At 62.8% G+C, this 19,349-nt stretch carries 13 protein-coding genes; 9 read left to right on the forward strand and 4 right to left on the reverse strand.

From position 1 onward, the window contains the following. The first annotated feature begins 21 nt into the window (after positions 1 to 21). From ACWGTI_RS03565 to ACWGTI_RS03585, 5 genes are all read left to right on the forward strand, one after another. On the forward strand, positions 22 to 399 hold the full coding sequence (locus ACWGTI_RS03565) for a hypothetical protein (protein WP_454574512.1): 378 nt from the start codon (positions 22 to 24) through the stop codon (positions 397 to 399). A 204-nt stretch (positions 400 to 603) separates the two neighbouring features. Beyond that, entirely contained in the window at positions 604 to 2,628 is a 2,025-nt protein-coding gene (locus tag ACWGTI_RS03570) for a 5'-nucleotidase C-terminal domain-containing protein (protein WP_454585819.1), read from the forward strand. A 131-nt stretch (positions 2,629 to 2,759) separates the two neighbouring features. Continuing rightward, complete coding sequence (hemH, locus tag ACWGTI_RS03575) at positions 2,760 to 3,812, forward strand: ferrochelatase (protein WP_454585820.1); 1,053 nt, start codon at positions 2,760 to 2,762, stop codon at positions 3,810 to 3,812. Positions 3,813 to 3,970: 158 nt separating this feature from the next. Then, positions 3,971 to 4,921, forward strand: a complete 951-nt coding sequence (locus tag ACWGTI_RS03580; protein ID WP_454585821.1) for an SPFH domain-containing protein — start codon at positions 3,971 to 3,973, stop codon at positions 4,919 to 4,921. Between the two features lie 35 nt (positions 4,922 to 4,956). Further along, entirely contained in the window at positions 4,957 to 5,421 is a 465-nt protein-coding gene (locus ACWGTI_RS03585) for an NfeD family protein (protein ID WP_454585822.1), read from the forward strand. Positions 5,422 to 5,506: 85 nt separating this feature from the next. On the opposite strand, the gene ACWGTI_RS03590 is transcribed toward ACWGTI_RS03585, so the two are convergent. After that, positions 5,507 to 6,508 carry a KpsF/GutQ family sugar-phosphate isomerase gene (locus ACWGTI_RS03590; RefSeq protein WP_454585823.1) on the reverse strand — a complete coding sequence of 334 codons (1,002 nt, stop codon included), beginning with the start codon at positions 6,506 to 6,508 and terminating at the stop codon, positions 5,507 to 5,509. A 150-nt stretch (positions 6,509 to 6,658) separates the two neighbouring features. On the opposite strand from ACWGTI_RS03590, the gene ACWGTI_RS03595 reads away from it, so the two are divergent. Then, positions 6,659 to 8,452, forward strand: coding sequence for an outer membrane beta-barrel protein (locus ACWGTI_RS03595; RefSeq protein WP_454585824.1), 1,794 nt, complete (start codon positions 6,659 to 6,661; stop codon positions 8,450 to 8,452). Positions 8,453 to 8,492: 40 nt separating this feature from the next. On the opposite strand, the gene galU is transcribed toward ACWGTI_RS03595, so the two are convergent. Then, positions 8,493 to 9,398, reverse strand: a complete 906-nt coding sequence (galU, locus tag ACWGTI_RS03600; protein WP_454585825.1) for a UTP--glucose-1-phosphate uridylyltransferase GalU — start codon at positions 9,396 to 9,398, stop codon at positions 8,493 to 8,495. Positions 9,399 to 9,606: 208 nt separating this feature from the next. Between galU and ACWGTI_RS03605 the strand changes: the two genes are divergently transcribed. The 3 genes from ACWGTI_RS03605 to ACWGTI_RS03615 all read left to right on the forward strand — a co-directional run bounded on the left by ACWGTI_RS03605 (position 9,607) and on the right by ACWGTI_RS03615 (position 12,649). Next, complete coding sequence (locus ACWGTI_RS03605) at positions 9,607 to 10,830, forward strand: lytic murein transglycosylase (RefSeq protein ID WP_454585826.1); 1,224 nt, start codon at positions 9,607 to 9,609, stop codon at positions 10,828 to 10,830. 104 nt (positions 10,831 to 10,934) lie between these two features. Beyond that, complete coding sequence (locus ACWGTI_RS03610; RefSeq protein WP_454585827.1) at positions 10,935 to 12,155, forward strand: SGNH/GDSL hydrolase family protein; 1,221 nt, start codon at positions 10,935 to 10,937, stop codon at positions 12,153 to 12,155. Between the two features lie 86 nt (positions 12,156 to 12,241). Continuing rightward, entirely contained in the window at positions 12,242 to 12,649 is a 408-nt protein-coding gene (locus ACWGTI_RS03615; protein ID WP_454585828.1) for an MAPEG family protein, read from the forward strand. 2 nt (positions 12,650 to 12,651) lie between these two features. On the opposite strand, the gene ACWGTI_RS03620 is transcribed toward ACWGTI_RS03615, so the two are convergent. Both ACWGTI_RS03620 and gltB read right to left on the reverse strand, forming a co-directional pair. After that, positions 12,652 to 14,106, reverse strand: coding sequence for a glutamate synthase subunit beta (locus ACWGTI_RS03620; RefSeq protein ID WP_454585829.1), 1,455 nt, complete (start codon positions 14,104 to 14,106; stop codon positions 12,652 to 12,654). Positions 14,107 to 14,249: 143 nt separating this feature from the next. Then, entirely contained in the window at positions 14,250 to 19,010 is a 4,761-nt protein-coding gene (gene gltB / locus ACWGTI_RS03625; protein ID WP_454585830.1) for a glutamate synthase large subunit, read from the reverse strand. Between the last annotated feature and the right edge of the window lie 339 nt (positions 19,011 to 19,349).

The following is a 19,349-nucleotide window of genomic DNA, read 5'->3' on the forward strand; positions in this document are numbered from 1 at the left end:
GCGCCAGGGAGAGGATTTGATATGACGATTGCGCGCAAAATTCTTTCGGCGGGCGCGGCGGGCGCACTTGCGACGATGCTTGCCGCCTGCACCACCGGCGGTTCCGACGGGCCACCGATGTCATCGCAGCCGCGAGGCGTCGAAGGGTCCTGGCTGAACGCCGAAGGCAAGGCGGTCTCGACATTGAGCGGCGGCGTCTTCACCACTGTTTCGGCAGAGACCGGCGAGAAGTTCGCCGATGGCAGCTACACCAAGACCGGCGCCACCTCTGTCGAGATCAACGGCACTTCGCTGATCCGGCAGCAGCCGATCGCTTTCAACTGCCTGCTGGTGTCGATCAACCAGCTGAATTGCACCAGCTCCGCTGGCCAGAACTTCGTGCTGACCAGGCGCAGCTGAGCTTATCTCATACGGCCTTGCGAAAAGGCGGCGGCGCGATGCCGCCGCCTTTTTTTATGCCGGCAAACCGATGCCGATTTCGCCCGCCCTGATTCTTCTTGCATCGCCATAACCGCGATGGGAACATGACCAAAAGCTGGCTGTTATCCTGCAGTCTAGCAAGAGCGTTAAACGCTTTGATCAGGTTCCATCCAGGAGACGAAGATGAAGAAGCTCGCCGCCATTGCCGCCCTCTCTGCATCGACGCTCGGCCTGTCGGCCGTGCCATCCTTTGCCGACTACACGTTGAACATCCTGCATTTCAACGATTGGCACAGCCGCATCGAAGGCAACAACAAATACGAGTCGACCTGCTCGGCCGAGGAGGAGACCAAGGGTGAGTGCATTGGCGGTGCCGGCCGGCTGGTCAGCGCCATCGCGCAGGAGCGCAAGAAGCTCGAAGGCCAGAACGTGCTGCTGCTCAATGCCGGCGACAGCTTCCAGGGATCGCTGTTCTACATCACCTACAAGGGTGCTGCGGAGGAGGAATTTCTCAATCAGATCAAACCCGACGCGGTAACGCTCGGCAACCACGAATTTGACGATGGCGAGAGCGCCCTGGTGCCTTACCTCGACAAGGCCAAATTCCCGATCGTCAGCGCCAATGTCGTGGCCAACGACAAGTCCGGTGCCGCGGGCAAGATCAAGCCGTCGATCGTGCTTGAGGTCGGCGGCCAGAAGATCGGCATCGTTGGCGCCGTGACCAACGACACGCCGGAACTCGCCTCGCCCGGCCCCAACATCACCATCGCCGACGACGTCAAGTCGATCACCGCCGAGGTCGAGAAGCTGAAGGCGCAAGGCGTCAACAAGATCATCGCCGTCACTCATATCGGTTACAGGCGCGAGCGCGATGTCATTGCCAAGATCCCCGGCATCGACCTGGTGGTCGGCGGCCACAGCCATTCGCTTCTGTCCAACACCGATCCGAAGGCGGAAGGCCCCTACCCAACAATGGTCGACAACCCTGACGGCTCCAAGGTACCGGTGGTGCAGGCGGCCTCCTATTCGAAATATCTCGGTGAGTTCAAGGTCGTGTTCGACGACAATGGCGTCGTCAAGGAAGCCAGCGGCGACCCGATCTTCCTCGACAAGTCGATCACCCCCGACCCCGCCGTGCTTGCCCGCATCAAGGAGCTGGGCGCGCCGATCGAGGCGCTGAAGAACAAGGAAGTGGCCGAGACCACCGAGGCCATCGACGGCAGCCGCGAGAATTGCCGCACCAAGGAATGTGCGATGGGCAACCTCGTTTCCGAGGCCATCCTCGACCGCGTCAAGGGACAGGGTGTCGAGATCGTCGTCTCCAATGGCGGCGGTTTGCGTGCCTCTATCGACAAGGGCACCGTGACCATGGGCGAGGTGCTGACCGTGCTGCCGTTCCAGAACACGCTGGCGACCTTCCAGATTTCCGGCAAGGATCTGGTTGCCGGGCTGGAAAACGGCGTCAGCCAGGTCGAGGACGGCGCTGGCCGCTTCCCGCAGGTGGCAGGTCTCAAATACTCTTTCGACAAGTCGGTCGCGCCCAATGCCGGCCGCGTCAAGTCGGTCCAGGTGATGGAAGGCGGCGCCTGGGCGCCGATCAACCCGGACAAGGACTATCTGGTCGCCACCAACAATTACGTCCGCCAGGGCGGCGACGGCTACAAGGTCTTCGCCGAGAAGGCCAAGAACGCCTATGATTACGGTCCCGGCCTGGAACAGGTGGTTGCCGACTATCTCGCCGCGCATCGGCCCTATACGCCGAAGCTCGACGGCCGCATCACCGAGGTCGCGGCAACCGTGGCGGCTGCCCCGGCCGCCGAGCCGGCAAAACCTGCTGAACCGGCACCTGCTCCAGCTGAGCCGGCAAAACCGGCCGAGGCGGAGCCGGCGATGCCCGCATTGCCGGCAGGCTCCGGCGACATCACCACCACGCCTCCGACTGTCCCCGCGGAAATCGCCCCGGCGGCGCCGGCGCCCGCCGAACCGGCCAAACCGGCTGAGGCAGCTCCTGCCCCCGCAGCGCCTGAGCCGGCAAAGCCGGCCGAGGCCAGCCACGTCATCGTCGCCGGCGATACCTATTGGGACCTGGCCAAGAAGGCCTATGGCGACGGCGCCAAATGGAAGGTGATCTCCGAGGCCAACAAGAGCTACGAGCCGCGCCGGCTGCCTGTCGGCGCGACCCTGACCATTCCGCCGGCGGCCAACTAGAGCCGGTAGAAATCCGCAACACCCGTCCGGTCAGCCGGGCGGGTGTTTGCTTTTCCCGACAGGTGCGGCCAGACGTGGCATTGAAACCCGGCGCGGCGTCGTTAGTTTCACGCCGTGTCCGGAGAACCGCCATGACGATTGATCCCAAAGCAGCGAAAGCGCTCGGCCCGCTGCCGGCTGAACATCCGCCGGTAAAGGCCGGCAAGATCGGCGTCATGCTGGTCAATCTCGGCACGCCCGACGGCACCGATTTCAAGCCGATGTGGCGCTACCTCCGTGAATTCCTGTCCGATCCGCGCGTCATCGAACTCAACAAAGCGATCTGGTACCCGATCCTTTACGGCCTGGTGCTCACGACGAGGCCGAAGAAGTCCGGGGCCAATTACGCCAGGATCTGGAACCAGGAGAAGAACGAGTCGCCGCTGCGCACCTACACCCGAGCCCAGAGCGAGAAGCTGGCGGAGGCGCTCCGCGACCTGCCTGATGTCGTCGTCGACTGGGCGATGCGCTATGGCAACCCGTCGACCGCGAGCGTCGCGCAAAGGCTGGTCGAGCAGGGTTGTGACCGCATCCTGGCGTTCCCGCTCTATCCGCAATATTCGGCGACCACCACCGCTACCGCCAACGACCAGTTGTTTCGCGCGCTGATGAAGATGCGCCGCGCGCCTGCCGTGCGCAGTGTTCCGCCCTACTATGACGAGCCGGTCTACATCGAGGCGCTTGCCCTTTCGATCGAGCGGCATCTGGAAACGCTCGACTTCGAACCGGAGGTGGTCATCACCTCCTATCACGGCATCCCGAGGCCCTATTTCGAGAAGGGCGATCCCTATCACTGCCACTGCCAGAAGACGACACGGCTATTGCGTGAGCGACTGGGGTGGGATGAAAGGAAGCTGATCACCACCTTCCAGTCGCGCTTCGGCGCGCAGGAATGGCTGCAGCCCTACACCGACAAGACTGTCGAGAAACTGGCGAAGGATGGCGTGAAATCGATCGCCATAGTCAATCCGGGATTTTCGGTCGACTGCATCGAGACGCTGGACGAAATCGGCCGCGAGGCGGCCGAGACCTTCCACCACGCCGGCGGCGAGAAATTCGCCCACATCCCATGCCTCAACGACAGTGCAGAAGGCATGGCGGTGATCGAGGCGATGGCCCGGCGCGAGCTGTCAGGCTGGGTCTGAGGCCGCCACGTTGCGGCGATCGATCGCCACTGTTGCAGTCGTCTATGCACTAATAATCAGCGATCACCTGATTGTAACATTATTGAAACACACCTAAGTGTTTGGTGAAGTCGGTTGCATGGAATCAATGCCATGGCCGGCATCTGAGGGAGATTTAAATGGACTTCAGCGGTTTCGGTATTGCGATTGGTGCGCTTGCCTTTCTGGTGTTGGTGCTTCTTATCAAGGGCATCAGGACAATCCCGCAAGGCTATAATTATACCGTCGAGCGTTTTGGCCGTTACACCAAAACACTGAGCCCTGGCCTCAACCTCATCGTGCCGTTCGTCGACCGTATCGGCGCCAAGATGAACATGATGGAGCAGGTACTCGACGTTCCGAGCCAGGAAATCATCACCCGCGACAACGCCATAGTGGGTGTCGACGGCATCGCCTTCTACCAGATCCTCAATGCTGCGCAGGCCGCCTATCAGGTCGCCGGCCTCGAGAACGCCATCCTCAACCTGACGATGACCAACATCCGTACCGTCATGGGCTCGATGGACCTCGACGAACTGCTGTCCAACCGCGACGCCATCAACGAGCGCCTGCTGCGTGTCGTCGACGAAGCGGCGCATCCGTGGGGCATCAAGATTACCCGCGTCGAGATCAAGGATATCAATCCGCCGGCCAACCTCATCGAATCCATGGGCCGGCAGATGACGGCCGAACGCAACAAGCGTGCTCAGATCCTTGCTGCCGAAGGTCTCAAGCAGTCGCAGATCCTCGAGGCCGAAGGCCGCAAGGAAGCCGCCTTCCGCGACGCCGAGGCGCGCGAACGCTCGGCCGAGGCCGAAGCGCGCGCCACCCAGGTTGTGTCGGAAGCGATCTCCAAGGGCGACGTGCAAGCGCTCAACTACTTCGTGGCGCTGAAATACACCGAGGCGATGGGCAGGATCGGCACCGCCAACAACAGCAAGGTCGTGCTGATGCCGATGGAAGCCTCGGCGCTGATCGGCACGCTCGGCGGGATAAGCGAGATCGCCAAGGAGGTGTTTCGCAGCGAAGGCACTGCCGGCGCCGCACGGCAGGCTGCCCGCCCCCCGGTGGTTCGCCCAAGCGAGAATTGAGATCAAGCGAACTGAGATCATAGGAGCACACTCCCATGTTCGACCGCATTATTTCCGAACTTGGTCCGTGGAACTGGATGGTTCTGGGCTTCGTCCTCCTGGTGATGGAGGTCATAGCGCCAGGCATCTTCATGCTGTGGATCGGCATAGCCGCATTGGTGATCGGCTTGATTTCGCTGCTCATCTGGGGCGCAAGCTTCTGGACCTGGGAAGTCCAGGTCCTCGCCTTCCTGGCACTGTCGCTGGTCTCGGCCTTTGCCGGCAAGAAGCTGGTTGGCGGGCGTAACACCCCGAGCGACCAGCCGCTGCTCAACCGGCGCGGCGCGCAGATGGTCGGCAAGATGGCCACCCTTGCCGAACCGATCAAGGATGGTCGCGGCCGCATAAAGCTCGGCGACACGCTGTGGCGCGTCTCCGGTCCCGACCTGCCGGCCGGCACCCAGGTACGCGTCGTCAGTTCGGCCGACACCGATCTGGAACTGACGGTCGAGGCTGTCTGATCACCCGAAAGCGCACGCAGCGCATTTTGGTAGAAAATCGAAGCGCGTCGCGTAGGTCACCCAACGCGACTCGCTTCTAGTTTCCTCAGGCCGCGCCGATGCGCAGCAAATCGTGGAAGTGAATCACCCCCACGGGCATCCTGTTTTCGGTCACCACCAGCGCACCGATATTGTATTCGTTGAGAAGCGCGATCGCCGTGCCCGCCAGAGTCTGAGGATCGACCGTCTTCGGTGTGCGGGTCATGATGTCGTCCACGGCGATATCGGCAAGGTTGCGATGCAAATTGCGCGCGACATCGCCGTCGGTGATAATCCCGACCAGTTCGCCCTTGCCGTCGACGACGCAGACACAGCCGACTTTCTTGTTCGACAACGTCATGACCGCTTCCGGCATCTTGGTACCCAGCACCGCTAGGGGAATCTGGTCGCCGACCCGCATGATCTCGGAGACGAGAGTCAGATTGGCACCGAGCTGGCCGCCGGGGTGGAAAGTGCGGAAATGGTCGGGGGTGAAACCGCGCGCTTCGAGCAGCGCGATGGCCAGCGCATCGCCGACCACCAGTTGCAGCAGCGTCGACGTCGTCGGCGCCAGGCCGTGCGGGCAGGCTTCCGGCACGGATGGCAGAAGCAGCACCACGTCGGCCGCCCGCGCCAGCGCCGAGGTGGCGCCGGAGGTAATCGCAATCAGCGGGATCGAAAAGCGCCTGGAATAGGCTACGATGCCCATCAATTCCTTGCTCTCGCCGGACCAGGACATGGCGATGATGGCATCATCCCTGGCGATCATGCCGAGGTCGCCATGATTGGCCTCCGCAGGATGGACGAAGAAGGCAGGCGTACCGGTCGAGGCAAGCGTGGCGGCGATTTTGGAGCCGATATGGCCGCTTTTGCCGACACCGGTGACGATGACCCGGCCATCGATGCGCGAGATAATGTCGACTGCGTGGGCGAAGGGCCCAGCCAGTCCGTTTTCCAGCGCCGCGGCCAATGCCGCCACGCCGGCCTGTTCCGTGGCTACCGTTCTCAGCGCCGAGGCGATCGAAGCCTGACTGTCAAAAGGCTTCTTTTCTGGGGATCCCGCATGCATGGCTGATGCGCTTAGCGCTTTGCCGTTCGTCTGTCCAACAGAATTGCCGTCCGGCCAGGTCTGACAGGCAACCCTTCAACCCTCCGTTAACCATCCCTGTTTACGGTTCGGTAAGTATGGCGCGCTTGCGCCGCGCAAGCAGTGGTGACGATGTCGCGGGCCCAGCCTGAAAAGAAAAAAGGTCGAACGGGCGGAGCCTTTTGCGCTCTGCTTTTGGCGACGAGCGTGCTCGCTTTGCTGCGGCCAACTGCGCTACATGCCCAGGAAACCGAGCTGCGCGGCGAGGTTTCGGAATCGGCGATTCTGTCCGATCAGCAGCGCCGGGCCAGGCAATTGAGCAAGGCCAACACGCAGGTCAAGCCGGCGCCTGCCGACACCACCCCCACGGAAAACACGCCAACCGCCTATGTGCCGGCCAGCGATGGCGCCTTGCCCGATGACACCGACCCGTCACAGGCCGGCGCAAACAGCATTTTCGACCCGCCGGCGACCACCGGCGATTCGTTCGCCGACCAGCCGCCAACCGTCCAGCCACGCCGGCCGTCGACAGCAAAGCAACGCGCCGCCGATGCGGACAAAGCCAAGGACAAAACCAAGGACAAAACCAAGGCTGCGGACAAGAAGAAACCTGGCCAGGCAACAGACGCAACCACCACCGGAACGATTTCGGATGGCACGGCGGCAGACGATACGGACCAGGATACGGCCAACCGCCGCGCCCTCACCGTCGACAGCGTCGACCGGCAGAAGCTCGACCCTGGCGCCGAGCGCACCGATGCCATCGAGGGCCAGAAGAAAAAGCCCGAGGACGATCCCTACGCGGCAACCGGGATCAAGGTCGGCTCTTTCCTGCTGCGGCCGACGCTGGAGCAGGGCGTTACCGTCACGTCGAATGCCGATTCCAGCTCTGGCGGCAAATCGGCGGTGCTGTCCGAAACGGCGCTGCGTTTCTCTGCCGCCTCCGACTGGCGCGAGAATTCCGCTGTCATCGACGGCTACGGCAACTTCCGCAACACCATTTCGGGCCAAAAGATCAATGAGGGGCGCGGCCGCATCGAAGGTACGCTCAATGTCGATCTCGACAATGAACTGCGCGCCATCGCCAAGCTCGGCTACGAGATTGCGCCGGAATCGGCCTCCTCGCCCAACGCGATTCCTGGCGTCGCCTCGCAGCCCATCCGCCAGACCGTCGACGGCAGCCTGGCCATCAAGAAGGACGCCGGCAAGCTGCGTTTCGCCCTGACCGGCGCGGTCTCGCATGACTTCTACGGCGACGCCAAGCTTTCGGGCGGCATGGTGTTGTCGCAGAAGGACCGCGATTCCACCCTCTATACGGCGACCTTGCGCACCGGCTACGAGATCTCTCCCGCCATCACGCCCTTCGCCGAAATCGAAGTCGGTCGCCGCGCCTATGATCTGCGCGTCGATTCGGGCGGCTTTGAGCGGTCATCGACCCGGCTCGGCGCGCGCGCCGGTGTCGAAGTGGACATGGGCGAGAAACTGGCCGGCGAATTCTCGGCCGGCTGGCTCCGGGAAGCGATCGACGACAACAGTCTGGAGGCGAATTCGGGGGCGTCGGTGAATGCCGACCTGAAATGGTCGCCTGAACGCGGAACCATCATCGGCCTTACCGCGCAAACCATGATCGAAGGCACCACGGCCGCCAATGAAAGCGGCGACATCCTTTACTCCGGCCGCCTCACCGGCGAGCGGCAGATCCGCGCCGACCTCACCGGCAACGCAGCCCTTGGCGTCGACTGGCGCAATTATACCGGCTCCGACGGACATGATCTGACGCTGAGCGCGGAAGCCGGATTGACATGGTGGCTGAACCGCTATGTCGGCCTCACCAGCCGCGCCCGCACCGAAAAGCTGACCAGCAATCTGCCCGGGCGCAACTACACCGCCAACAGCATCTACCTCGGGCTGAAGCTCCAGCGTTGAGGCTGGATGGCATGTTGGGATTCAGCCGAAGCAGAGAAGGCTACAAAGCGGCGCCGCGACGCTCGGACGGTTTCATCTCGTCGAGCAGCGTACGGATGACGCCGGCCATGTTCTCGTTCATGTCGCTGCGCCACAGCGCGAAGGCGACATTGGCCTCGACGAAACCTTCCGGCGATCCGCAATCGAACGTGCGGCCCTGATAGTGGTAGCCAAAGAAGGGCTGCTGCTTTTCCAGCTTCAGCATCGCATCGGTGAGCTGGATCTCGTTGCCGGCGCCCTTTTCCTGGCTTTCGAGGATCTTGAATATCTCGGGCTGCAGGATATAGCGGCCGTTGATGTAGAGATTGGACGGCGCGGTGCCGGTCTTGGGCTTCTCGACCATCTCGGTGATGCGGAAGCCGTGATGCGTGTCCTCGCCGCGCCCGACGATGCCATATTTGTGGGATTCGGCCGGATCGCATTCCTGCACGGCGATGATGTTGTTGCCGGTCTCCTCGTAGAGTTCGACCATGGCCTTCATGCAGCTCTTTTCCGACTGCATGATCATATCGGGCAAGAGAAGCGCGAAGGGCTCGTCGCCGACCAGTTCGCGCGCGCACCAGACGGCATGGCCGAGGCCCATAGGCACCTGTTGGCGGGTAAACGAGGTCTGCCCCGGTGCCGGCTGCAGCCCCTGCAAGCGGGCCAGCTGCTCGTCCTTGCCGCGTTGGGCGAGCGTGTCATAGAGCTCGAACTGGATATCGAAATGGTCCTCGATGACCGCCTTGTTGCGGCCGGTGACGAAGATGAAATGTTCGATGCCGGCCTCGCGCGCCTCATCGACGACATACTGGATGACCGGCCGGTCGACGACGGTCAGCATTTCCTTGGGGATGGCCTTGGTGGCCGGGAGGAACCGCGTGCCGAGACCGGCGACCGGGAAAACTGCCTTGCGAACTCGCTTCATACGTCAATTATCCGTTTGATTGCCTGCTCCGCAATCCCCGCTTCGAGACATTTTCACGCCGAAATCGAGGATTACGAGCTGCTGGTGAGAACTTCCAGTGCCTAAAGCATCGACGTGTCTTTTCGTTCCCGACGGCACCTATGGTAAACTAATTCCTAACCCGGTTCGGCGATGAATGGTCTTTCCTGAGATAGAGAAGGGGGAAAAGATGTCCGTTCGCAGTGCCGCAAAACTCTTTACCAGCGTCCTGACGGCGGCCAGCCTCTCGCTCGCTTTGCTGATGCCTGCCGGGCCGGCCTTTGCCGATGCCGGTTTCCGGCAATGGGTCGCCGGCTTCCGCGCCACCGCCGTGGCGGGCGGCGTTTCCGGCGCCATCTACGATCAGGCATTCCGGGGCATCAACGAACCCGACCCGGTGGTGCTGGAAAAGGCCCGCACGCAGCCTGAGTTCAGCGCGCCCGCCTGGGATTATTTCGACAACCGCGTCCATGACCAGTCGGTTGCCGTCGGCCAGCAGATGGCGAAGAAATGGAAGCCCTGGCTGGACCGGATCGAGGCACGGTTTGGCGTCGATCGCTACATCCTGCTCGCCATCTGGTCGATGGAATCGAACTATGGCGAAATCCTCAAGCGCGACGACATCATGCGTAATGTCATCCGCTCGCTGGCGACGCTCGCTTATGGCGACCCGAAGCGGTCGAAATTCGCCCGCACCCAATTGGTCGCCGCGCTGAAGATCCTGCAGACTGGCGACATCGATGAAAGCCACCTTATGGGCTCCTGGGCCGGCGCCATGGGCCAGACCCAGTTCATCCCGACCAGCTACCAGCATTATGCCGTCGACATGGACGGCAACGGCAGGCGCGACATCTGGAATTCGATCCCCGACGCGTTGGCGACATCGGCCAATCTGTTGAAGAAGAATGGCTGGCAGGGTGGCAAGACCTGGGGCTACGAAGTCACCATTCCGGCCGGCAAACTGCCCGCCGGCTCGAAGACGCTGGCGCAGTGGCAGGCGCTCGGCGTCGTCAGGGCCAATGGCAAGCCGTTCAAGAACGCAACCGACAAGGCGACGCTGAAAGTGCCGGACGGCCGCGGCGGGCCAGCCTTCCTGATGATCAAGAACTTCTCCGTCATCAAGGCCTACAACAACGCCGACAAATATGCCCTTGCCGTCGGCCTTCTTGCCGACGAAATCGCCGGCTCTAGTGGCCTGGTGCAGGACTGGAAGCGGCCTTTCACCAAACTGTCCTTCGAGGAAAGGCAGGAGTTGCAGAAGCGGCTTTCGCAGCACGGGCTTTACGACGGCAAGTTCGACGGCAAGATCGGTGACGGCACGAAAACCGCCATCATGACCTATCAGGCAAAGGTCGGCTTGACCCAGGACGGCTATCCGAGCATGGAAGTGCTCAAATGGCTCAGAAAGAAATAGAGCCATCGGCAGTGCAGCGCATTTGCGACGCGCAAGGGACGCTGTAGCATCGATCTGTGCATGATCCCGCCGAGGGGTCATGTCCCAAGGGATGGAGAGGGTGCTTGGTTTCGGCAGCGCGTATCCGTGTGATCGTTTTCCGCTTGCCGATCCTCGTTCTGGCCATCGTCGTCCTGGCGACAGGAGTCGCCACCACTTTCCACACACCGGCCTTGGCGCAGGAACAGCCGCAGAACCGCGGTTGGTCGCTGCGCGATCTTCTGTTTCCACGCCGCAGCGAGCGCATCGAGCCGCCGCTCGACATCCGCAAGGCAAAGCCGAAGGTCAAGAAAAAGCCCCGAGCACCGGCTGAACCTGCCGTTCCTGTCGTCGAGAAGGCGCCGGATTCCCGCGTCATCCTGGTGATCGGCGATTTCATGGCGAGTGGCCTTGCCGAGGGCCTCGACACCGCCTTTGCCGCGAACCCCGCCGTCAGGATCGTCGAGCGCGCCAACGGCTCGTCAGGCTTCGTGCGCGACGACGTCTACAACTGGCCCGAACAGGTCAAAGCGCTGATCGAGACCGAAAAGCCGGCAGCTGTTGTCGTCATGCTCGGCTCAAACGACCGCCAGCAGATGCGCGTCAACGACGTGCGCGAACAGCCGCGATCGGAGAACTGGACCAAGGAATACGAGCGCCGGACCGAGGCGTTGGGCGAGGCGCTGGCGTCGACCAAAGTGCCGTATCTGTGGGTCGGCATGCCGGCCTTCAAGGCGCCGAAGATGACGTCCGACATGCTGGCCTTCAACGACATCTACCACTCGGCCGCCGAGAAGAACGGCGGCGAATTCGTCGATGTCTGGGACGGGTTCGTCGACGAAAACGGAGCCTTTGTCACCTCCGGCCCCGATATTAACGGCCAGGCCGTGCGGCTGCGCTCGGACGATGGCATCAACGTGTCGAAGGCCGGCAAGCGCAAGCTCGCCTTCTACACTGAAAAGCCACTGGCCAAGATCCTCGGCCTGGCGGCGCCGGGAAGCGTGGTGACGGCTGCCGCACCCGCCGGCGCCCCGGTCGAGGCGCCGTCGCTCCCCGCCGCACCCATCATTGTCGATCGCACCGTTCCGATGCTGCTGAACGATCCGGCGCTCGACGGCGGCTCCGAACTTCTCGGCGCCTCGGCGGCACCGAAAGCCAATCCGGATCTGCCCGGCGAAAAACTCATCCTCCAGGGCAAGGCTCCCGAGGCGTCACCCGGCCGCGCCGACGATTTCTCCTGGCCGCCGAAGGCACAGCCGCCGGCGACAGCAGCGGCAACGCAAGATACGACGACGGCAACTCCTTGACCGACGTTCCTGCCTAGCGGCAATTCCGCGCCAAGCCGAACAATGGCATTATCGGTTTTTGGCCGAAGTCAAAGTCGGGGGCGAATATGTCGGCAACGGGCTACGCATTGCTTGGGTTCGTGAGTTGGACCCTTGTATTGCTCACATGGATGGAGATCTTGCGCACGCACCTCGTACTGAGCGGCCGCATCCTCGCCAATGGATTCGCGCCGGATAACGCAGGTCTTTCGCCCTTTTTGCGGCGGCTTGCGCGAGCTCACGCGAATTGCATCGAGGGACTGCCAATCTTCGGAGGCCTCATGGCCTTTGCCATGATGACTTCGCGGACCGAGATCACCGACCCGCTTGCGTACTGGTTTCTCGTTGCGCGATTGATCCAGTCTGCCATTCATTTGACGTCGACCAGTCCAAACGCGGTCAAGGCTCGATTTTCCGCGTTCGCGGCTCAAACGGTTATCGGCCTCTATTGGGCGGTGAAGCTGCTAATCAGCTAGCTTCAGCGCGGCAGTACCGTCGACCCCATCAGCGCCTCGTCGATCGAGCGTGCCGCCTGGCGGCCTTCGCGGATCGCCCAGACCACCAGCGACTGGCCGCGGCGCACGTCGCCGGCGGCATAAAGCTTGTCGACGCTGGTCTTGTAGTCGCGATCATTGGCTTCGACATTCCTGGACCGGCGGCTGTCGGTGGTGATCTTCATCTCCCCTTCCAGTTCCTTCGCCACGCCGGCGGCGGCCGGTCCGGCAAAGCCGATGGCGATGAAGGCGAGATCGGCGCGGATGACGAACTCAGTCCCGGCGATCGGCTTGCGCTTCTCGTCGACCTCGCAGCACTTCACCCCGGTGAGCTGGCCGTCCTCGCCGATGAATTCGAGCGTCGCCACCTGGAATTCGCGCTCCGCGCCTTCGGCCTGCGAGGACGAGGTGCGCATCTTGGTCGCCCAGTATGGCCAGACAGCAAGCTTGTCTTCCTTTTCCGGCGGCTGCGGGCGGATGTCGAGCTGGGTGACGCGCACCGCGCCCTGGCGGAAGGCCGTGCCGACGCAGTCGGACGCGGTATCGCCGCCGCCGACGACGACGACATGCTGGCCGCCGGCGATGATCGGATGCGACGGCCATGCCACCGACTGGATCGGCTCGCCACCGACGCGGCGGTTCTGCTGCACCAGATAGGGCATGGCATCATAGACGCCGCCGAGATCGTCGCCCGGAATGTTGGCCGGGCGCGGCGATTCCGAACCGCCGCAATAGAGCACCGCATCATATTCGGCGAGCAGCTCTGCCACGGGCTTGTCGACGCCGACATTGATGCCGCAATGGAAGGTCACGCCCTCGCCCTGCATCTGCTCGATGCGACGGTCGATATAGTGCTTCTCGATCTTGAAGTCGGGAATGCCATAACGCATCAGCCCGCCGGGGCGGCTCTCACGCTCGTAGACACTGACCTCATGTCCAGCGCGGCCAAGCTGCTGCGCGGCCGCCATGCCGGCCGGGCCGGAGCCGATGACGGCAACCCGCTTGCCCGTCTTCTTTTCCGGCGGATAGGGCCGGATATGGCCGGTTTCGTAAGCCTTGTCGGCGATCGCCTGCTCGACCGTCTTGATGGCGACCGGAATGTCTTCGAGGTTCAGCGTGCAGGCTTCCTCGCAGGGCGCGGGGCAGATGCGGCCGGTGAATTCGGGGAAATTGTTGGTCGAATGCAGGTTGCGGATCGCATTGTCCCAATCGCCATTATAGACGAGGTCGTTCCAGTCGGGGATCTGGTTGTGGATCGGGCAACCGGTCGGCCCATGGCAGAACGGAATGCCGCAATCCATGCAGCGCGCGGCCTGTTTCTCGACCTCCCTGTCCGACATCGGCAGCGTGAACTCGCGGAAATGCCGGATGCGGTCGGAGGCCGGCTGGTACTTGTGCACCTGCCGGTCGATTTCGAGAAAGCCTGTTACCTTGCCCATAGTCCAGTTCCTGCTGTCCAGATGGTGCGGGGTTCGCCGCACCCGTTAACCCCTTGAGGCAGCCATGGCAACCTTCATCCGAGGTCAAACTGTCGCTGAAAGTTCCGCCGGGAAACCTGGGCTTCCCGGCACGTCTCAAAAGCCTATTCCGCCGCCACGCCCATGCGCATGCGTTCCATCTCGATCAGTGCACGGCGGTATTCGACCGGCATGATCTTGCGGAATTTCGGCCGGAATGTCGTCCAGTCGTCCAGTATCTGGCGGCCGCGCACCGAGCCCGTGAAATGGACGTGGTTCGAGATCAGCTGGTAGAGCCGCTCCTCGTCATGGCTGGTCATGTCGCCGGAGACGTCGACTCGGCCCTTGTGGTCGAGGTCGCCGCCATGGTGCAGCAGCCTTTCCATCAGATCGTCCTCCTCCGGAACTGGCTCCAGCTCGACCATCGCCATGTTGCAACGCGCGGCGAAATCGCCGGCCTCGTCGAGCACATAGGCGACGCCGCCCGACATGCCGGCGGCGAAGTTGCGGCCAGTCTGACCGATGACGACGACGATGCCGCCGGTCATGTACTCGCAGCCATGATCGCCGACACCTTCGACGACGGCAGCCACGCCCGAGTTGCGCACCGCGAACCGTTCGCCGGCGACACCGGCGAAATAGGCCTCACCCTCGGTGGCGCCATAGAGCACCGTGTTGCCGACGATGATCGATTCAGCCGCGACGATCCTGGATTCCTCCGGCGGTCGGATGACGATGCGTCCGCCCGACAAGCCTTTGCCGACATAGTCGTTGGCGGCGCCGACGAGATCGAACGAGATGCCGCGCGCCAGGAAGGCGCCGAAGGACTGGCCGGCAGTGCCGGTCAGCTTCACCTGGATCGTGTCTTCGCGCAGGCCCTTGTGCCTGAAGCGCTTGGCGACTTCGCCCGACAGCATGGCGCCGGTCGAGCGGTCGACATTGCGGATGTCGACCTCGATCTTGACCGGCTGCTTGGCCTCGAGTGCCGGCTTCGCCAACTCGATCAGCTTGCGGTCGAGCACGTCGTCGATCGGATGCTTCTGCCGCTCGGTCCAATGTATGGCTTCATGCGGCGCGTCCGGCTTGAAGAACATCTTGCCGAAATCGAGCCCGCGCGCCTTCCAGTGCTGGATCATCTCGCGCTTTTCGAGAAGGTCGCTGTCGCCGACGATCTGGTCGATATGGGTGTAGCCCATTTCGGCGAGCAGCCCCCTCACCTCTTCCGCGACATAGAAGAAGAAGTTGATGACATGCTCGGGCGTGCCCTTGAAGCGCTTGCGCAGCACCGGGTCCTGCGTCGCGACGCCGACCGGGCAGGTATTGAGATGGCACTTGCGCATCATGATGCAGCCGGCCGCGATCAGCGGCGCGGTCGAGAAGCCGAACTCGTCGGCGCCGAGCAGCGCGCCGATGATGACGTCACGCCCGGTGCGCAGGCCGCCATCGACCTGCAGCGCGACGCGCGACCTCAGGCCGTTCAGCACCAGCGTCTGATGCGTTTCGGCAAGACCCATTTCCCACGGGCTGCCGGCATGCTTGAGCGAGGTCAGCGGCGACGCGCCGGTGCCGCCATCATAGCCCGAAATGGTGATGTGGTCGGCGCGCGCCTTGGCGACGCCGGCCGCAACCGTGCCGACCCCGACTTCCGACACCAGCTTGACCGAGACATCGGCCGCCGGGTTGACGTTCTTCAGATCGTAGATCAGCTGCGCCAGATCCTCGATCGAATAGATGTCGTGATGCGGCGGCGGCGAGATCAGGCCGACGCCAGGCGTCGAGTGCCTGACTTTGGCGATGGTCGCGTCGACCTTGTGGCCGGGCAACTGACCGCCCTCGCCGGGCTTGGCGCCCTGCGCGACCTTGATCTGCATGACATCGGAATTGACGAGATATTCGGCCGTCACGCCGAACCGTCCCGAGGCGACTTGCTTGATCGCCGAGCGTTCCGGGTTCTTGCCGCCGCCGGGCAGCGGCAGATAACGGTCGGCTTCTTCGCCGCCCTCGCCGGTGTTCGACTTGCCGCCGATCTTGTTCATGGCGCGCGCCAGCGTGGTGTGCGCTTCACGCGAGATCGAGCCGAACGACATCGCTCCGGTCGAGAAGCGCTTGACGATGTCGGCCGCCGACATCACGTCCTCTATCGCGACCTTCTTGCGGCCGGTCTCTTCCGCCAGCTTGATCCTGAACAAGCCGCGAATGGTCTGGGCGCGGGCCGTCTCGCTGTCGATCTGTGCCGAGTATTCCTTGAACGTCTCCCACGAGCCCTGGCGCACGGCGTGCTGTAAGGTGGCGACCGCGTCGGGTGACCACATATGGGCTTCGCCACGCATGCGGTACATGTACTCGCCGCCGACCTCGAGGCTGTTGCGCAGCACCGGGTCGTTGCCGAAACCGTCCGTGTGGCGGCTGAGCGTCTCGGTCGCGACCTCGTCAAGGCCGACACCTTCGATCAGCGTCGCAGTGCCGGTGAAATACTTCTCGACAAACTCGCTCTTCAGCCCGATGGCGTCGAATATCTGCGCGCCGCAATAGGACTGGTAAGTCGAGATGCCCATCTTGGACATCACCTTGAGGATGCCCTTGCCGATCGACTTTATGTAGCGCGAGACGACCTCATAGGCGTCGACCTCTTCCGGCAGCTCGCCGCGCTTGTGCATGTCGAGCAGAGTATCGAAGGCGAGGTACGGATTGATCGCCTCGGCGCCATAGCCGGCGAGGCAGCAGAAATGATGCACCTCGCGCGGCTCGCCGGATTCGACAACCAGGCCGACCGCGGTGCGCAGGCCCTTGCGGATCAGGTGGTGGTGCACAGCGGCCGTCGCCAGCAGCGCCGGGATGGCGATGCGGTCCGGCCCGACCTGGCGGTCGGACAGGATGATGATGTTGTAGCCGCCGGCAACGGCCGCCTCGGCGCGCTCGCACAGGCGTTCGACGGCGCCCTGCATGCCGGCAGCGCCCTCGCTCGACCCATAGGTGATGTCGATCGTCTTGGTGTCGAAACGGTCTTCCGTATGACCAATCGAGCGGATCTTTTCCAGATCGCCATTGGTCAGGATCGGCTGGCGCACTTCGAGCCGCTTGCGGCGCGAATTGCCGACCAGGTCGAAGATGTTCGGCCGCGGCCCGATGAACGACACCAGGCTCATCACCAGCTCCTCGCGGATCGGATCGATCGGCGGGTTGGTGACCTGGGCGAAGTTCTGCTTGAAGTAGGTGTAGAGCAGCTTCGACTTGTCCGACATCGCCGAGATCGGCGTGTCGGTGCCCATCGAGCCAACTGCCTCCTGGCCGGTGGTCGCCATCGGCGACATCAACAGCTTGGTGTCTTCCTGGCTGTAGCCGAACGCCTGCTGGCGATCGAGCAGGCTGACATCCTTGCGCAGCGCCCGTGGCTCGACCGGCTTGAGGTCCTCAAGGATCAGCTGCGTGTTGTTGAGCCAGGTCTTGTAGGGATGCCTGGTCGCGATCTCCGACTTGATCTCCTCGTCGGAAATGATGCGGCCCTTGGCGAGGTCGATCAAAAGCATGCGGCCGGGCTGCAGCCGCCACTTCTTGACGATTTTCTCCTCCGGCACCGGCAGCACGCCGGCTTCCGAGGCCATGATGACGCGGTCGTCATCGGTGACGATGTAGCGCGCCGGGCGAAGCCCGTTGCGGTCGAGCGTGGCGCCGATCTGGCGGCCGTCGGTGAAGGCAACCGCGGCCGGCCCGTCCCACGGCTCCATCAGGGCTGCGTGGTATTCGTAGAAAGCCTTGCGGTCGGCATCCATCAGCTTGTTGCCGGCCCAGGCTTCCGGGATCAGCATCATCATGGCATGGCTGAGGCTGTAGCCGCCCTGGAACAGGAATTCGAGCGCGTTGTCGAAACACGCAGTGTCGGACTGGCCGTCATACGAGATCGGCCACAGCTTGGAGATGTTGTTGCCGAAAAGCTCGGAATCGACCGAAGCCTGGCGCGCCGCCATCCAGTTGTTGTTGCCGCGCACCGTGTTGATCTCGCCATTATGCGCGACCATGCGGTAGGGATGCGCCAGCTTCCACGATGGGAAGGTGTTGGTCGAAAAACGCTGGTGGACGAGGATCAGCGCGGTCTCGAAACGCGGATCGGACAGGTCCTTGTAGTAAGCGCCGACCTGGTAGGCCAGGAACATGCCCTTGTAGACGATGGTGCGCGCCGACAGCGATACGCAGTACGCGCCGATATCCCTGTTGTTGTTCTCGGCATAGATCCGGCCGGAAATGACCTTGCGCAGCAGATAGAGCCTGGCCTCGTATTCCTCGTCGTCGGAGATGTCAGCCGTGCGACCGATGAAGACCTGGCGATGGAACGGCTCGGATGCCGCGATATCCGGCGCCTTCGACAGCGACGAATTGTCGACCGGCACGTCACGGAAACCAAGCAGCGGCAAGCCTTCGGACTGCGCCGATTCGGCGATGATGTCTTCGATATGAGCACGCAGTGCCGCGTCCTGCGGCATGAACCAGTGGCCGACGCCATACTGGCCCGTGGCCGGCAGTTCCACGCCCTGCGCCGCCATCTCCTCGCGGAAGAAACGGTCGGGAATCTGCACCAGCACGCCAGCGCCGTCGCCCATCAGCGGATCGGCGCCGACGGCGCCGCGATGCGTCAGGTTTTCGAGCACGAACAGCCCGTCCTTGACGATCTGGTGCGACTTGACGTTCTTCATGTCGACGATGAAGCCGACACCGCAGGCATCATGCTCATTGCGCGGATCATAGAGACCCTGCGCGGCCATACCGTTGGGGGTTCGGGCGTTGGTGGCTCGGCCAATAGTCGAGCCAGTGGTGACGGACGGATTTTTGACGGCGGCCGCTTTCGTCTGCGCGGCCTGGCCGTTGATCGCAGATGGCGTCAATTCCGTCATCGTCTCGTCCTCCGTTCCGGCCCACTGGCATTGGTCAGCCTCGGGGCGCTGGTTTACCTTGGGAAGCGACTGGCTTCCGCTCTCATTCTTGCGGCACGTCTTGCGAAATCCTTGGCGAACCGAGCGGTGCGCCGCCGGTTCGTATCCGGTATCGTACAGGCCACAGCCGAGCCGTCTACCCGTCGCTCGCGGCAACGGCCGGAGTGGCCCAAATGATACGCCAATCCAGCCTGACTTGTGCGACAAAATAAGACAGCACTACTGTCCTAAATTTTTATGGCAGAAATCCTGGGCGCACACAAGACCGATTCACAAAATTCTCTGGCGTTTGGCGACAGA

The sequence above is a fragment of the Mesorhizobium sp. ArgA1 genome, from assembly GCF_053714375.1.

Coding starts and splice junctions, on each gene's coding strand:
- ACWGTI_RS03585 (WP_454585822.1), top strand. CDS start 4,957: ATGTTCGACCGCATTATTTCCGAACTTGGTCCGTGGAACTGGATGGTT.
- ACWGTI_RS03565 (WP_454574512.1), top strand. CDS start 22: ATGACGATTGCGCGCAAAATTCTTTCGGCGGGCGCGGCGGGCGCACTT.
- ACWGTI_RS03580 (WP_454585821.1), top strand. CDS start 3,971: ATGGACTTCAGCGGTTTCGGTATTGCGATTGGTGCGCTTGCCTTTCTG.
- ACWGTI_RS03615 (WP_454585828.1), top strand. CDS start 12,242: ATGTCGGCAACGGGCTACGCATTGCTTGGGTTCGTGAGTTGGACCCTT.
- ACWGTI_RS03570 (WP_454585819.1), top strand. CDS start 604: ATGAAGAAGCTCGCCGCCATTGCCGCCCTCTCTGCATCGACGCTCGGC.
- gltB (WP_454585830.1), bottom strand. CDS start 19,010: ATGACGGAATTGACGCCATCTGCGATCAACGGCCAGGCCGCGCAGACG.
- ACWGTI_RS03605 (WP_454585826.1), top strand. CDS start 9,607: ATGTCCGTTCGCAGTGCCGCAAAACTCTTTACCAGCGTCCTGACGGCG.
- ACWGTI_RS03590 (WP_454585823.1), bottom strand. CDS start 6,508: ATGCATGCGGGATCCCCAGAAAAGAAGCCTTTTGACAGTCAGGCTTCG.
- hemH (WP_454585820.1), top strand. CDS start 2,760: ATGACGATTGATCCCAAAGCAGCGAAAGCGCTCGGCCCGCTGCCGGCT.
- ACWGTI_RS03620 (WP_454585829.1), bottom strand. CDS start 14,106: ATGGGCAAGGTAACAGGCTTTCTCGAAATCGACCGGCAGGTGCACAAG.
- ACWGTI_RS03595 (WP_454585824.1), top strand. CDS start 6,659: ATGTCGCGGGCCCAGCCTGAAAAGAAAAAAGGTCGAACGGGCGGAGCC.
- galU (WP_454585825.1), bottom strand. CDS start 9,398: ATGAAGCGAGTTCGCAAGGCAGTTTTCCCGGTCGCCGGTCTCGGCACG.